The sequence below is a fragment of the Massilia sp. LjRoot122 genome, assembly GCF_964252725.1.
Lineage (GTDB): Bacteria > Pseudomonadota > Gammaproteobacteria > Burkholderiales > Burkholderiaceae_D > Telluria.
The window spans coordinates 1,844,742-1,859,346 of sequence record NZ_CAXUPB020000001.1; the positions used below are offsets into that span (position 1 = coordinate 1,844,742).

At 67.6% G+C, this 14,605-nt stretch carries 12 protein-coding genes and 1 riboswitch; of the genes, 5 read left to right on the plus strand and 7 right to left on the minus strand.

The genetic code is table 11. The features are described 5' to 3' along the window. Window positions 1-25 precede the first annotated feature (25 nt). Window positions 26-1,978, plus strand: a complete 1,953-nt coding sequence (locus ACSQ25_RS08140) for a rhamnogalacturonan lyase B N-terminal domain-containing protein (RefSeq protein ID WP_436105196.1) — start codon at window positions 26-28, stop codon at window positions 1,976-1,978. 31 nt (window positions 1,979-2,009) lie between these two features. After that, window positions 2,010-2,576 carry a proprotein convertase P-domain-containing protein gene (locus ACSQ25_RS08145; RefSeq protein WP_436105197.1) on the plus strand — a complete coding sequence of 189 codons (567 nt, stop codon included), beginning with the start codon at window positions 2,010-2,012 and terminating at the stop codon, window positions 2,574-2,576. 103 nt (window positions 2,577-2,679) lie between these two features. Here ACSQ25_RS08145 and ACSQ25_RS08150 read toward each other — a convergent pair whose 3' ends face one another. Genes ACSQ25_RS08150 through ACSQ25_RS08175 form a run of 6 tightly spaced genes read right to left on the minus strand, consistent with a single transcriptional unit; the run spans window position 2,680 to window position 9,846 of the window. Beyond that, complete coding sequence (locus ACSQ25_RS08150) at window positions 2,680-4,041, minus strand: sensor histidine kinase (RefSeq protein WP_436105198.1); 1,362 nt, start codon at window positions 4,039-4,041, stop codon at window positions 2,680-2,682. After that, a complete protein-coding gene (locus ACSQ25_RS08155) occupies window positions 4,038-5,432 on the minus strand; it encodes a sigma-54-dependent transcriptional regulator (protein ID WP_436105199.1) in 1,395 nt (464 codons plus the stop codon). Before ACSQ25_RS08155 ends, ACSQ25_RS08150 begins: the two co-directional genes overlap by 4 nt. Before the next feature lie 18 nt (window positions 5,433-5,450). Beyond that, complete coding sequence (locus ACSQ25_RS08160; protein WP_436105200.1) at window positions 5,451-6,611, minus strand: ABC transporter permease; 1,161 nt, start codon at window positions 6,609-6,611, stop codon at window positions 5,451-5,453. Between the two features lie 50 nt (window positions 6,612-6,661). Beyond that, window positions 6,662-7,909, minus strand: a complete 1,248-nt coding sequence (locus ACSQ25_RS08165) for an ABC transporter permease (protein ID WP_436105201.1) — start codon at window positions 7,907-7,909, stop codon at window positions 6,662-6,664. Window positions 7,910-7,919: 10 nt separating this feature from the next. Continuing rightward, window positions 7,920-8,582 carry an ABC transporter ATP-binding protein gene (locus ACSQ25_RS08170; protein WP_436105202.1) on the minus strand — a complete coding sequence of 221 codons (663 nt, stop codon included), beginning with the start codon at window positions 8,580-8,582 and terminating at the stop codon, window positions 7,920-7,922. Between the two features lie 16 nt (window positions 8,583-8,598). Further along, window positions 8,599-9,846: an efflux RND transporter periplasmic adaptor subunit gene (locus ACSQ25_RS08175; RefSeq protein WP_436105203.1), complete on the minus strand. Its 1,248-nt coding sequence runs from the start codon at window positions 9,844-9,846 to the stop codon at window positions 8,599-8,601. Window positions 9,847-10,048: 202 nt separating this feature from the next. On the opposite strand from ACSQ25_RS08175, the gene pnuC reads away from it, so the two are divergent. From pnuC to ACSQ25_RS08190, 3 genes are all read left to right on the plus strand, one after another. Then, complete coding sequence (gene pnuC / locus ACSQ25_RS08180) at window positions 10,049-10,642, plus strand: nicotinamide riboside transporter PnuC (protein ID WP_436105204.1); 594 nt, start codon at window positions 10,049-10,051, stop codon at window positions 10,640-10,642. Beyond that, on the plus strand, window positions 10,639-11,163 hold the full coding sequence (locus ACSQ25_RS08185; RefSeq protein ID WP_436105205.1) for an AAA family ATPase: 525 nt from the start codon (window positions 10,639-10,641) through the stop codon (window positions 11,161-11,163). The genes pnuC and ACSQ25_RS08185 overlap by 4 nt, the downstream gene beginning before the upstream one ends. A gap of 108 nt (window positions 11,164-11,271) precedes the next feature. Next, complete coding sequence (locus ACSQ25_RS08190) at window positions 11,272-12,237, plus strand: HDOD domain-containing protein (RefSeq protein WP_436105206.1); 966 nt, start codon at window positions 11,272-11,274, stop codon at window positions 12,235-12,237. Between the two features lie 37 nt (window positions 12,238-12,274). Here the strand turns inward: ACSQ25_RS08190 and ACSQ25_RS08195 are convergent, their stop codons facing one another. After that, complete coding sequence (locus ACSQ25_RS08195; protein ID WP_436105207.1) at window positions 12,275-14,404, minus strand: TonB-dependent siderophore receptor; 2,130 nt, start codon at window positions 14,402-14,404, stop codon at window positions 12,275-12,277. Window positions 14,405-14,493: 89 nt separating this feature from the next. Continuing rightward, a riboswitch (TPP riboswitch) is annotated at window positions 14,494-14,601 on the minus strand. Window positions 14,602-14,605 lie beyond the last annotated feature (4 nt).

The window sequence follows — 14,605 nt, forward strand, 5'->3', positions numbered from 1 at the left end:
AACAACACAACATATTGGAGACACGATGAAGACACCGAGCTTGAAAGCGCTGCTGCAAGGCTGCGCACTGTTCACCATGCTGGCCGGCGGATCCATGCAGGCCCAGGCGGCATTCAGCGTCACCGCGACCAAGGACGCGAGCGATCGCGTGATCAGCTACACCATCGACACCAACGCCGGCCTGGTATTCAAGGTGCGCGGCCATCCGAACGATACCAGCACCACCTCGCCGGGCGACCTGTCCAGCATCGTCTATAACGGCGTCGAGTACCAGGACGCCGGCCGCGGCACCCAGGTCAACAGCGGCTACGACTACATCTACACGGACCAGACCGGGGTCGAGGTCAAGGCCGAAACGGTCGACGCCAACGGCAACGCCGTCCCCGTCACCCTGCCGGCGGCAGGCCAGAGCGCGGTCACCGCGGCCAGCGATTACATCAAGATCACGGTCAAGACGCTCGGCGGGACGACCGGGGTCCTGACCCATTACTACCTGGTCAGGAAGGGCGATCCCAAGATCTACATGGGCACCCACTTCACCGCCGAGCCGACCGGCCAGGCCCTGGTGCGCTTCATCGCACGCCTGCGGATCGCCGCACTGCCCAGCGGCACGCCAGCCGGGACCCCGGGCGGCCTGGTGGTGAATGCCGATCCGAACCGCCCGCCATCCTGGCCCGACGATTTGCGCGGCACCACCCATGCCATCGAAGCGAGCGACATCTTCGGCATCAACACCGGCGCGAACGCCGGCGAGACGCGTTCCAAGCACTATTCGAACACGCGCCTGAAGGACTGGGCATATATCGGCGGCACCGGTCCGAATGCCGGCGTCTGGATCCTGCGCGACAACAACGAAGGCGGTTCCGGCGGTCCGTTCTACCGCAGCCTGCTCAACCAGATCACCAGCACCAACAACGAGATCACCTACATCGTCAACTATGGCGAGGGCCAGACCGAAGGCTTCCGTTTCAACCGCCTGAACGCCTACACCATGGTCTTCAACAACGGCACGGCGCCTGCTCCGGTCGATACGTCCTGGTTCGCGAAGATGAACCTGCTGGGCTACGTAGCGCCGGCCGCGCGCGGGGGCGTGTTCGTGCCGGCGATTTATGGCCGCCACGCGGCCTACCCGTACACGGTAGGCTTCGCCAACGCCACGGCGCAGTACTGGGCCGACGCCGCCAGCCACGACGGCAATACGCGGGCCGACGGCATGATCCCCGGCAGCTACACGATGACGGTGTACAAGAACGAGCTGGCGGTCGCCACATCAACGGTGAACGTCACGGCCGGCACCACCAACATCGTGCCGGCGGTGACGATCGGCGCCGATCCTCTGGTGAACAATGAAGACCCGCGCGGCAAATGGCACATCGCCAAGGGCGATCCGAGCCTGACCCAGGCGCTGTTCCGCATCGGCGAGTGGGACGGCACGCCAAGGGAATTCCTCAATGGCGACAAGCTCACCATCATGCATCCGTCCGACGTGCGCATGAGTCCATGGTTTGCGACGGCAAGCAGCGCCAATCCCTACCGCGTCGGCACGTCGACGCCCGGCCTGCACATGCCGGCCTTCCAGTGGAAGGGCCTGACTACCGCGCCGAACGGCCCGGTCACGGTCAACTTCACGCTGAAGGCAAGCCAGATCTCGGCCGCCTCGACCTACCGCTTCCGGATCGGCATCACGGCCGCGCAGGCGGGCGGGCGGCCGCAGATCAACGTGAACAGCTGGACCTCGCCTTTCGTCGGCTCGCAGTCGGGCGACGTGTTCCCGCCAAGCCAACCGTCGACCCGCACCATGACGGTCGGCACCTACCGTGCGCGGAATATCAGCTACGACTACACGATTCCCGCCAGCGCCCTGATCGCCGGCCAGAACACGCTCAAGATCTGGGTGGTCAGCGGTTCGACCAGCTCCTCGAGCTGGCTGACGCCGGCGGTGTCCTTCGATGCCATGGACCTGATCAAGATTAACTGAAACCATCCAACACTTTTTAATCGAGCCCACCGTGCAATTCAACACTCTTTGCCTGACCCTCGCCGCCGCATTCGCCGTCGGCGCCTCCGCCGGCGCCCAAGCCGGCGTCATCACCACCTTCGCCAATGTTCCGGTCGAGATCTGCGACACCTGCAGCGTCAGTTCGACGCTGAACGTGGGCAGCCATGGCCGCCTCCTCGACGTCGACGCGCTGGTCGACATCACCCACGGCTGGGACGCCGACCTGGTGCTGAGCCTGAGCCATGAGGGCGTCACCGTGCTGCTCTCGAACCGCCAGGGCGGCTCGGGCGGCGCCAACTATACCGGCACCGTGTTCGACGACCAGGCCTACACCGGCATCGACGCCGGCTATGCCTATGCGCCTTACACCGGCTCGTTCCGGCCCCAGGAGGCGTTGGCGGCCTTCATCGGCCACGACGTGTTCGGCGACTGGACCCTGACGGTGGTGGATAGCGAAGCGGGCGATGCCGGCACGATCGACGCCTGGGGCATCAGCGCCGAGGTGCCGGAACCGGCCTCGCTGGCCTTGTTCGGCGTGGCGGCGCTCGGCCTGGGCGCGGCGCGCCGCCGTCGCTAGTAGGGTGGGCGGGTCTCCCGCCCACGCGTTCAAACAGTGTGGAAAGGCCAGTGCGCGGCATCTCACCGTTTAGTTGAACGCGCGGGCGGGGAACCCGCCCACCCTACGAAAAACGGATCTCGAAACGCGTCTCGCCCTGGCCGGTGGACGCGAGCGAGTAGGGGAAGCCGTGCCGCGTGAGCACTTCGCGCACGAACATCAGGCCGATCCCCTGGCCGCCCTGCTTGGTGCTGAAGAAGGGCGTGAACAGCTGGCGCGCCGGCACCTCGCCCAGCAGGTCGGCCGAGTCGAGCACCGCCAGCACGGTGTCGTCGCCATCGCGTTCGAGCGACAGTTCGACGTGGCCGCCGGCCAGGCCTGCCACCTGGCGCGCCAGCACCGCTTCGATGGCATTCTTGACGACGTTCAGCAGCGCCCCTTCCATCAGGCCCAAGTCCATCGGCTGGGCCGGCACCGGCTCGCAGCGGCGCCAGCCGAGCCGGATGCCGGCGCGCGCGCATTGTTCCCGGTTCAGCCACAAGATGTCCTCGACGATGGCGCGCAGGTCCGCCGGCCGCAGCTCCGGGGCCGGCATCTTGACCACCCGCGTGAAGCGGTCGATGAACTCGCCCAGGCTGACGTTGCGGCGCTTGACCGCGTCGATCGCGGTGGCGAAATCGACGCCGTCCGACTCGCGCAGCTGGCTGCGGTAGAACAGCAGCGAATCGAGCACCGAGCGGGTGGCGGCGACGGTGTTGTTGACCTCGTGCGCCAGCACCCGCACCAGCTTGGCGTAGGTGGCGCGCTCGGAATCCTCCAGTTCGGCCGTCAGTTCCTCGAGCATCAGGAAGTGGCGGGCGAAGCCGCGGTCGAAGAACTGGCCGCGCTGGGCGCGGTAGCGCCGTCCTTCGGTGTCGGCGATCATGCGGCTGTCGCCGAGGGGCAGGGCGTCGAGCTGGGCGACCAGGTCCAGGCTGCGTTCGCGCGCGCGTGCATCGAGACCCGGCGCGAACTGCGCTCCCGCCAGCGGCCTGCCCTCGGGCCGGTAGAGGCCCAGCATGGACAGGGCGCTGGCATTGACCAGGCTGACCGCGCCGTCGAAATCGAAGACCAGCACCGCGCTCGGCGTCGCCTCCAGCAGGCGGTCGAGGAAACCCTGCTGCTCTCCCAGCGCCAGGCGCTCGCGGTGCAGCGCCGCCAGCATGGTATTGAACATGCCGACCAGTTCATCGAGTTCGGACGAAGCGGGTGCCGCCAGCCGGTTGGCGTAATTCTGGTCCTGCAGCAGGTCGTGGAAGCGGCGCGTGTAGCCGAGCGGTTCGAGCGCGCGCCGCATCAGCGCGAAGCCGGCGGCGAGGCTGGCCAGCAGCAGGGCTTCGGCGCCGACGAAGAACAATGGGTGCTCGGGCAGCAGCAGGCCGGCAGCCGCGAACATGACAAGGTGGAGGACGAGCAGGTAGGCGCCCAGCCGCCGGCGCAGGCTCATTCGCCGGCCCCGGCGCCAGGTTCGGCCAGGCCGTGCCGTTCCAGGCGGCGGTACAGCGCGGTGCGCGACAGGCCCAGCGCCTTGGCCACGCGCGTGATGTTGCCGCCGTGCTGGTCGAGCGCCTGTTCGATCATGCGCCTTTCTACCTGTTCGAGCGTCATGCCGTCCAGGCCGAGGCGTGGCGCGGCGCCGGCCTCGTCGAGCTGGCCGGCGGCGGCAAAGTCGTGCTGGCTGAGCTGGGACTTGCCGGCCAGGAGCAGGGTGCGTTCGAGCGTCTGCTTGAGCTGGCGGATGTTGCCGGGCCAGGGCTGGGCGCCCAGCCAGTCGAGCGCGCCGGACGTGAGCGTGACCTCGCCCAGGCCATAGCTGTCGGCGACGCGCGCGGCGATGTGGCGCGCCAGCAGGGGGATGTCGCTGCGCCGCTCGCGCAGCGGCGGCAGGCGGATCGTGATCAGGTTCAGGCGGTAGAACAGGTCTTCACGGAATTCGCCGGCGGCCACCAGTTCGGCCAGCTCGCGGTTGGTGGCCGAGACCACGCGGATGTCGGCCTGCTCGCTGCGGCTGGCGCCGACCGGCTGGTAGCGCTGGTCCTGCAGCACGCGCAGCAGCTTGACCTGGTCGCCGCGGTTCAGCTCCCCGATCTCGTCGAGGAACAGGGTGCCGCCATCGGCGCAGGCGACGTGGCCCTTGCGGTCGGACCTGGCATCGGTGAAGGCGCCGCGCACGTGGCCGAACATCTCGCTTTCGAACAGGGTCGGCGTGATCGCGCCCATGTTGATCTTGATGAGCGCCTGGTCCGCGCGCGGGCTGTTGCGGTGGATGGCGTCGGCCACCAGTTCCTTGCCGGTGCCGCTCTCGCCCAGGATCAGCACCGGGGCGCGGGTGCGCGCGACCTGGCCGATGGTGGCCAGCACCCGCAGCAGCTTGGGGTGCTCGCCGACGATGCCGGAGAAATCGAAGTCGCCGTCGAGCGCCTTGCGGCCCGGTCCGGCGGCGCCCGGGCCGCCCAGTTCCAGGGTGGCCTTGATCAGGTCGACCAGCTGGGCATTGTCCCAGGGCTTGGTGAAGAAATTGGCGGCGCCGGCCTTGATGCCGCTGACCGCCAGCCCGATCGAGCCCCAGGCCGTCATCAGGAGCACCGGCAGGACAGGGTGCCGCGCGCGGATCTCGGCCAGCAGCGCCAGGCCTTCGGCGCCGCTGGTCTGGAGCGAGAAGTTCATGTCCTGCAAGACCAGGTCGAAGCGCTCGCGCGCCAGGAGCTCGAGCGCGGCGGCCGGCCCGTCGCAGCAGGCCGCGTCGAAACCGGACTGCTTGAGCAGCAGGGCCAGCGAGACCCGGACCGCGCCGTCGTCGTCGACGACCAGGATGCGCGGGGTGCGTGGTGCTTCCATCGTAGATTCTTTCTTCTTCTATTCGTGATGCAAGGCCTCGGTCGGGCTCAGGCGGCTGGCGCGCCAGCCCGGATACAGGGCGCACAGCAAGGATAGCAGATAGATCGCCCCCATCGACAGGCCGGCGGCCGCCGCGAAGACGCGCCAGTTCAGGCTGTCGCCGAGCACGCCGGTGAGCGGCAGCTGCACCAGCAGCGCCAGCCCCAGTGCGATGGCGACGGAGCTGAGCATGAATTGCTCGGCGACGATCTGCCGGTAGATCTGGCCGGCGCTGGCGCCGATCGCGCGGCGCAGGCCGATCTCGGGGATGCGCTGGGAGGTGTTTTGCCACAGCGCGCCGAACAGGCCGAAGGCGACCATGACCAGCATGAAAGCGGCGATGATGCCGACCACGATCAGCGGTGTCATATAGCTCTTCAGCGCGCTGCTGCGCTGGACCGCGAGTGGCGTGATCTGGTACGACCAGTCGTTGCGGATCAGCTTCAGGCGGGTGTTCAGGCGCTTTTCGAAGGCCCGCTCGGTACCGGGCGCCACGCGCAGCAGGATGGTGCGGGCGTCGCGGTCGTTCTTGCCCGGCTCGAAGCGGGTAAAGGCGAAGTTCACCGGGGACGACAGCTCGCCCTTGGGCCGGTAGGCGTCGACCACGCCGACCACGCGGTAGCCGTGCGTGATGTCCGGCCCTTCGTTGGCCTCGATGATCTGTCCGACGGCACGCTGGCCCGGGAACATGGCCTCGGCCAGGCGCCGGTTGATGACGGTGGCGCGGACCGCGCTGCCGTTGTCCAGTTCTGAGAACCAGCGTCCCTCGACCATCTTCAGGCCCAGCACGCGGGCAAAGCCGTCGTCGGCATCGAGCATTTCGGTCTTCATCGACTTGCCCTTGGCGCCGTCCCGGGACTGGCGCCGCAGGTCGGTCGAGATGGTCGAACTGGAATAGGGCTCGAAGCTGGCGATGGCGACGTCGCGTACTTCCGGCAGCTCGGCCAGGCCGCGGCGCAGGCTGTCGTACACGCTTCCCTCGATCCGGGTCTGCTGTTCGTCGCCGACCATCAGGCTCACCGACCACAGGTCGGCGCCGTCGAAGCCGAGCGGCATGCGGTACAGCTGCGAATAGCGCACCCCGAAGGCGGCGACGCCGAACACGATGGCGAAGGCGATCAGGATTTCAAGACTCAGCATCAGGTTCCTGGACTTGCGTTTCCAGGTCAGTTTCAACAAATGGCGGAACATCAGGCGGCTCCCTTCAGGGCGTGGACGGGATCGAGGCGCGACATCTTCCAGGCGGGCAGCACGCCCGAGACCAGGCCGAAGATGGTGGCGATCAGCATGCCCCAGCCGAATACGGCCAGGTTCAGGCCGACCTCGAGATAGGGGATCAGGGCGGCGTTCTCGAGCCAGGCCAGCACCAGCGCGGTGGCGCCGAGTGCCAGCAGGCCGCCGGCCAGGCACAGCAGCACGTTCTCGACCACCAGCTGCACCGCCAATTGGGCGCTGGTGGCGCCGAAGGCCTTGCGTACGCCGATCTCGGCGCGCCGCTCGAGGATGCGGCCGGTGTTCAGGTTGACCAGGTTCAGCGCCGGCAGCAGCATGAAGACCAGCATCGCCGTGCCGATGATGGCAAGCAGGATGCCGGCGCCGGAATCCGGCTGGTCGGACCTGCCGACGGTCGCGCGGGCGAACACGTCCAGCTTGCTGTCGGCCCAGAAGCGGATGGTCTTCCACTGCTTCGGATCGTCGTGCACCACGCCTTGCGCGATCGCCTCGACCTGGCGCCGGATGCGTGCCAGGTCGGCCGACTCCTTGGCGAGGATCAGCGCCACGAAGGGCCCGGTCAGCTGGGTGCGGTAGTCAGAGGACGCATAGGTGGAGATCGGCGCCCAGATGTCGGCGAAGGCGTTCAGGTGCATCGCGTCGCCCACCACGCCGGCCACCTCGTAGAGCTGGCCGCCGATGTCGACGCGCTGGCCGATGGCGACCTGCGGCGTTCCCGGGAACAGGCGGCGCGCCGTGCTCTCGTTCAGGACCGCGATGTGGCGGCCGGCGGCATCGTCGGCGGCGGTGGGCAGGCGCCCGGCCAGCAGGCGGAAGTCGAGTACCTTCCAGTAGTCGGCATCGGCGCGGCGCATCTGCAGCTCGCTCACGCTGTCGCCCTGGTACACCGAGACACCCTGCGGCATCGTGACCATGGCGACGCGCTCGACCCCGGGCATGGGCTTGAGATACTTGTCGATCAGCTTGTAGCCGAGCGGCGAGGTGCTGGTGCTGTCGCCTTTCGGGCTGTCCATGCGCATCATGAAGATCTGCAGGAAGCGATCGCTGCGGCCTTCGACGCCGGACGGGCGGAAGGCCGTCTCGAGCAGGGAGGCGATCACCATCAGCACCACCAGTGTGAGCACGATGCACAGCAGGTTGATCAGGGTGAACAGCTTGCGGCGCATGAAGACCTTCCATGCGGTCAGGAGGTAGTTGCGTAGCATGGGACTCTCCTCAGGCGACCAGCTGGCCGTCGAACACCCGCACGATGCGGTTGGTGCGGCGCGCCTCGCGCTCGTCGTGGGTCACCATCACCACCGTCGTGCCTTCCTCGTTCAGCTTGAGCAGGATGTCCATCACTTCCTCGCCCATCTTGCTGTCCAGGTTACCGGTCGGCTCGTCCGCCAGCAGCACCTGCGGACGGCCGACGATGGCGCGCGCGATCGCGACGCGCTGCTGCTGCCCGCCCGACAGCTGGTTCGGGTAGTGGTCCATGCGCGCGCCCAGTCCCACCTTTTCCAGCGCCTCGCGCGCCAGGCGGCGCCGTTCGCCGGCCCCCATGCTGCGGTAGAGCAGGGGCAGTTCGACGTTGTCGATCACGCGCAGATCCGGGATCAGGTGGAAGCTCTGGAAGATGAAGCCGAAGGTCTGGTTGCGCAGCGCCGCCACCTGCTTGTCGCGGTAGCGCGTGACCGGAATGCCCTCGACCTCGACGCTGCCCTCGCCGGGCCGGTCGAGCAGGCCGATGAGGTTGAGCAAGGTGCTCTTGCCGCAGCCGCTGGGGCCCATCATGGCGACGAACTCGCCCTTCCTGACGTGCAGGTCGACCTCCTTCAGCGCCAGCGTCTCCACCTTGTCGGTGCGGTAGGTCTTGCTGACCTTGTTCAGTTTGATCATGACATTCCCTTTATGATTAGTTCGTGATGCGGATGCTGTCGAGGTTCGCAAACGCCTTGGTATCGGACACGATGAAGCGCTCGCCTGGACGGGCGCCGCTCACCACCTCGACCAGCTTGCCGTCGCTGCTGCCCAGCTGCAGGGTGGTGCGCTGCGCTACGCCGTCGCGTACCGCGAAGGCGTCCTGGCGCCCGCTGCCGTTGAAGGCGGCGCCGCTGTCGAGCACCAGGGTGTCGTTCTTGCGTGCGGTGACGATGTTGACGTCGACCCGCATCTTGTTGCGCAGCAGCGGGTGCTGCGGCTGCGCCAGGTCCACCAGCAGCTTGACGGTGCCGTTCTGGATCTCGGGCAGGATGGTGTGCACGCGGCCATCCAGCCGTTCGCCGTTCTGCTCCACGCGCACCGCCTGGCCTTGCGCCAGGGAGCGCGCATGGAAGTCCGACACCGTCGCTTCGACCCGGTAGTTGTTCAGCTCCGACACGCGCGCCAGCAACTGACCGGCGGCGACGCTGGCGCCTTCTTCCTGCAGCACCGTGGTCAGCATGCCGGAGAAGGGCGCGCTGACGCGCGCCAGGGCCAGCATCCGCTCCTGCTGCGCGATCTGCTTCTGCAGGATGTCCTTCTGCAGGCCGGCGGCGGCGATGCTGGCGGCGGTGGTGTGGCGGCTGTCGGCGATCAGCTCGCGCTGCTGGCGCAGCTGGATCTCGGCGCGCTTCACGGCCAGCTCGCCGGCCAGCAGGTTTTCGCCCGAGACCAGGCCGCTCTGGCGCAGCTTCTGGTTGCGTTCGTTGAGGGCGCGGCTCGAGAGCAGGTCGAGTTCGAGCAGTTCGATGCCGGCCAGGAGCTGCTTGTGCTTCTGCGCCAGCTCGAGCTTCAGGGTGGCGATGCGGTTTTCCTGCTGCGCCAGCTGTTCGCGCAGCGCGTCCAGCGCCAGGCGGATCTCGCGGTCGTCCAGCTCCAGGATCAGCTGGCCGGCCTTGACCTGCTGGCCCGGCTTGGCGTGGACCTTGGCCACGCGGCTGACCACGGGGCTGGCGACGACTTCCTCGTGCACGGGGATGACGATGCCGGCGGCATTGATGGTATTGGCGACGTCGCCGCGGCGCACGGTCGACAGCACGATGTCGGATTCCGCCACGCTGGGGCGCAGCGCGCGGTTGAGGAACCAGCAGGCCAGCACCAGGCCGGCGAGCAGCAGGATCGCGGCGGCGATGCGGATGCGCAGGCGGCGCTGGGTGAATGCGGGGTCGAGGGCTCGGTCCATAGGGCGGCGAATAGTTGTTTGCCTTGCTATTGCAAGCACCGTGCCAGCACGCTGTGCCCCTGCAACGGCCTGCCTGTGCCAGTGGCCTTGCCCGCCCGCGGGCAATGGTGTCCGGATTCGGACGGTCCGGCTTGCGCAAACGGTGGCGAGTAGCCATAATCGCCTGCTGACCTGGCGCCGTCGCCCACCACATCGCATCCGAATGAACGAACCGCTCGCCGTCCTCGGTTTCAGCACCACCCCGCTGGAACTCATCTCCTTCCTGCTGGCGGCGACCACCGTGCTGCTGAACATCCGCCAGAAGCACTGGGCCTGGCTGTTCTCGATCGTCTCCTCGGCGACCTATGCGCTGGTGTTCTTCGACGCTAAACTGTATGGCGACATGGGCCTGCAGTTCGTATTCATCGGGGCCTCGGTCTGGGGCTGGTACCAGTGGCTGCACGGCGCCGGCGACCAGCAGCTGGTGGTGACGCGCCTGCAGCGCGCGGGCCGGGGCTGGGCCATCGCCGCCTGGGCGATCGGCTTCGTGCTGCTGTCCCAGTTCCTCGATCATCTCACCGACACCGACGTGCCGCATGCGGACGGCTTCCTCACCGCGGGCAGCCTGGTGGGCCAGCTCCTGCTGGGACGCAAGAAGGTGGAAAACTGGCTGGTCTGGATCGTGGTGGACGTGCTCTACGTCGGCCTGTACGTCTACAAGGGATTGATGCTGACCGCGCTGCTGTATGCCGTGTTCGTGGTGCTGGCCTGGACCGGCTGGCGCGCCTGGTCGAACATCGCGCGGAGGGATGCATGAGCGGGGCGGTCGCACGCGTCGCGGTGCTGGGCGCCGAATCCTCGGGCAAATCGACCCTGTGCGAAGCCCTGGCGCGGCATTACGGCACCGTGTGGGTGCCGGAATACCTGCGCGAATTCGTCGACACCCGTGGCCGCGTGCCCTTCGAGAGCGACCAGTACCCGATCGCCTGCACCCAGCGCGCACGCGAGAACGAGGCTGCCGGGCGTGCGCAGCGCTTCCTGTTCTGCGACACCTCGCCGCTGATGACGGCGCTGTACAGCCGCCAGTACTGGAACCGCGTCGACCCGCAGCTGGCGCGCCTCGACAGCAGCCACGACTACGCCTGGACCCTGGTGACGGCGCCCGACAGCCCGTGGGAGCCGGACGGCCTGCAGCGCGAATCGGAGGAGGTGCGCCAGAAGGTGCACCGGATGCTGCTCGAGACCCTGGACGCGCGCGCCATCCCCTATGTCCTGCTGGAAGGCAGCCTGCCGCAGCGCTTACGGCAGGTCGAGCTGTTGCTGGGCCCGGCCCGCTAAGCGTCGCGCTATTGATATAGATCCAAAGAAAAACTTCTTACGCTTGTCTTTTTGTTGCCGTATGGTATTAAAATAGTTTTCTCTGCGTTGACAATACGGCGGTGCGCTGTGAAAAACTGGATAGGCCGCCTACTGGGCGGCAACGAGAAGGAGACTGCTGCCGCTGCCGGCACCGATGAGGCCGCGGAAGTACAAACCGACAACATGACGGCCGAGGTGGATGCCGCCTTCTACCGCTGGCTGGTCAGATCGAGCGGCACCAACGCCAGCGCGGAAGTGGAGCAGCAGATCCTCGATGCGGTGCGCGCCCTGGTGGACGATCCCGACAAGGCCTCGGTGATGGTGCCGCGGGTACCCGAGCTGATCACGCAACTGCTCGGCGCGCTGTCGGACGAGAACATCTCGATCTCCGCGCTGTCGGCCGAGGTGGGACGCGACCTGGTGCTGGTCGCCGAAGTGATCCGCGAGGCGAATAGCGCCTATTACCGGCCGGCCAGGCCGATCGAAGCCATCGACGGCGCGGTCACGATGCTGGGCCTGAACGGCCTGCGCATGCTGCTGGCGAAAATCGCGATGCGTCCCCTGGTGCGGGTGAAGGTGCAGGGCGTGGCGCGCCAGGTGGCGCCGGTGGTCTGGCGCCACTCCGAACGCTGCGCCTTCGCCGCCAGCGTGATGGCGCCGGGACTGTCCGCCGGCGTGTTCGAATCCTACCTGGCCGGCCTGATGCAGAACGTGGGCCTGCAGGTCGCCTTCCAGGTGGCCGAGGGCCTCTGCGGCGGCAAGGTGCCGGGTTCGGGGACCTTCGGGGTCGAACTGTTCGCAGCCAGCCGCCAGCTGTCGGCGGTGATCGCCCGGCATTGGGACTTCCCCGCCGAGGTGGTCGAGGCAATCGCCTGGGCGGGCGACCCGGACGGGCCGCAGCTGGCCCAGGCCCTGGCCCAGGGCGACCGCATCGCCAAGCTGCGCCTGCTGCTCGACGCCAGCGTGATCGAAGACGACGACAGCTTCGTCACCGACGGATTGAACGGCTTCCAGCGCCGCTGCCTGGGCAAGCTGGCCGAGCTGACGGATTGAGGACGCCTGCCACGGCAAGCGTGGCAGGCAAAGCGCGTCAGAAGTCGAACTGCGCCGACACCCGGAAGGTCCGCGGTGCGCCCGGCAGCAGGTAGCCGCCCAGCGACTGCGTCACGTCGCGCCAGTAGAACTTGTCGAACACATTGTCCACGCGCGCGCGCAAGATGGTGTGCATGCCGCCCACCTTCAGTGCATACGAGGCGCCCAGCGCGGCCACGTGGTAGCCCGGGACGATGGCGCGGTTGGCCGGGTCGAAGGCCTTGCTGCCCGAGTACTGCCAGGTCGCGTCGAGCTTCAGGCCGGCCACTGCCGGCACCGCATACTCCACCCAGGCGGTCGAACGCAATTCCGGCACGTTGGTCACGCGCTTGCCTTCCACGCTGGCGTCGCCGGTGCCGGTCTGCTCCGCGTCGAGCGCCATCACCGACAGGCTGTAGTTCAGGTCGGGATTGAGCTTGCCCTGGGCCGCCAGTTCGACGCCGCGGTGGCGCTGCTGGCCGGCGCGCACGAACAGGTTGGCGCCATTCACGTACTCCAGGCCCTGGCGGATGTCGAAGGCGGCGGCCGACAGCATCACGGCCTGGTTGACGATGCCCTTGACGCCCAGCTCCACCTGCTTCGAGCGGCTCGGCGGCAGCACGCTGTCTTCGTTGGCGGTGCCCATCTCGGCGATGCCGCCGTGCTGCAGGCCGTGGCTCAGCGAGCCGTAGACGCTCCAGTCGCGCGCCGGCTTGTAGACCAGGGCCACGCTCGGCAGCACGAAGCTGTCATCAGCGTGCACCCAGCCCTGTTCGATCTCGGCCAGTTCGTCGCGCTTGAGCTTCACCCAGCGCAGGCCGGTGTGCAGCGTGAGGCCTTCCGACAGCGTGGCCACGTCCTGCACGAACAGCGCGCCTTCGCGGTCGTTGCGGCGCTCCATCACCGGACCGGTGCGCGGATTGCCCGGCGCCGGATCGACGACCAGCTTGTTCCAGATGTTGCTGTAGCCGGCGTAGTCGTAGACATAGGTGCCGAAGCTGTCGTGGCGCTCCGACATCGCCGCGCCGACAGTCAGCTGGTGGCGCACGGCGCCCGTGGCGAAGCGGCCCTGCAGCATGGCCTGCGCGCCCCACGGCGTCTTGCGCTCGCCGACGCTCTGGTAATCGTAGACGTCGTAGTCGCCGTTCGAGCAGTAGCCCGGATAGAAGCCGTCGCCCTCGTTGCTGCAGCCGTAGGGGAAGGCGGTGTAGTCGTCGCGCTTGAACCAGTGCTTGTTGGCGTTGACGGTCGCGGTCCAGTCGGGATTGAGGCGGTATTCGAAGCGCAGCCCCAGGTTGCTGCTGTCGGTCTCGACCGGCTTGGTCCAGGGCTGGTCGTTCAGCAGGGTCTTGGGCGAAATGCCGGTCGGCAGGACTTCGTTGCGCAGCAGCTGGTAGCCCGGCGCGGTGATTTGCGACTTGTGCTGGTGGTCCAGGTCCAGCTGCAGTAGGGCGTTCGGGCTGATCTGCCAGTCGAAGGCGCCCGACACGAACTGGCGCTCGCCGTCGGCGCCGCGCACATAGGATTTGATGTCTTCGGCCGCGGCATTGATGCGGTAGCCGAAACGGCGGTCGTCGAAGCGGCCGCCCAGGTCGATCGCGCCGTGCAGGGTGCCGCGTTCGCTCACTTCCACCAGCGCCGAGCGCAGCGGCGCATTGGTCGGGCGCTTGGTGACGAAGTTGACCATGCCGCCCGGCGCCGCGACGCCGGCCTGCAGGCCGGCCAGGCCGCGCAGCACTTCGATGCGTTCCTTGTTCTCCAGCGGGATCTGGGTGTCGGCGGGGATCGCGATGCCGTCCTTGCGGTAGCTGCTGGCGTTGTCGAGGGCGAAACCGCGGATCGAGAACTGCTCGGCATAGCCGACCGCGTTGTAGGCATCGCCGACCGAGGCGTCGAAGCGCGCGGCGTCGCTCACGTTGCGAATCGACAGGTCCAGCATCTGGGTGCGGTTGATGGCGGTGATCGAGGCCGGGGTGTCGAGCAGCGGCGACTCGGAGAAACCACCGATGCTGGCGCGGTCGCTGGCGACCCAGCGGCTGCCGGTGACCACCACCGAGGCGACGCCTTCGGTTTGCTGTGCGGATGCGGTAAGGGAGAAGGCCTGCAGGATGGCGCAGGCAAGAACGGAGTGCTTCAGCTTGAAAGTCATGGTTTGCTCGTCTTCGCGCGCCACGGCAAAGCGGCGCGCTGCTTTTGATGAAAAAGCCGGAGCCAACGTGGGGGAAGGGCAAACAAATTGGGAACTGCGTTGCGCTTTCCTTCGCTGGCATTATCCAGATCAGGTACGAAGGGTATCTCTCACCCGGCAGCGCGACCTTGCGCGCACCAGGACCCCTAGCGAGGCGGCAGT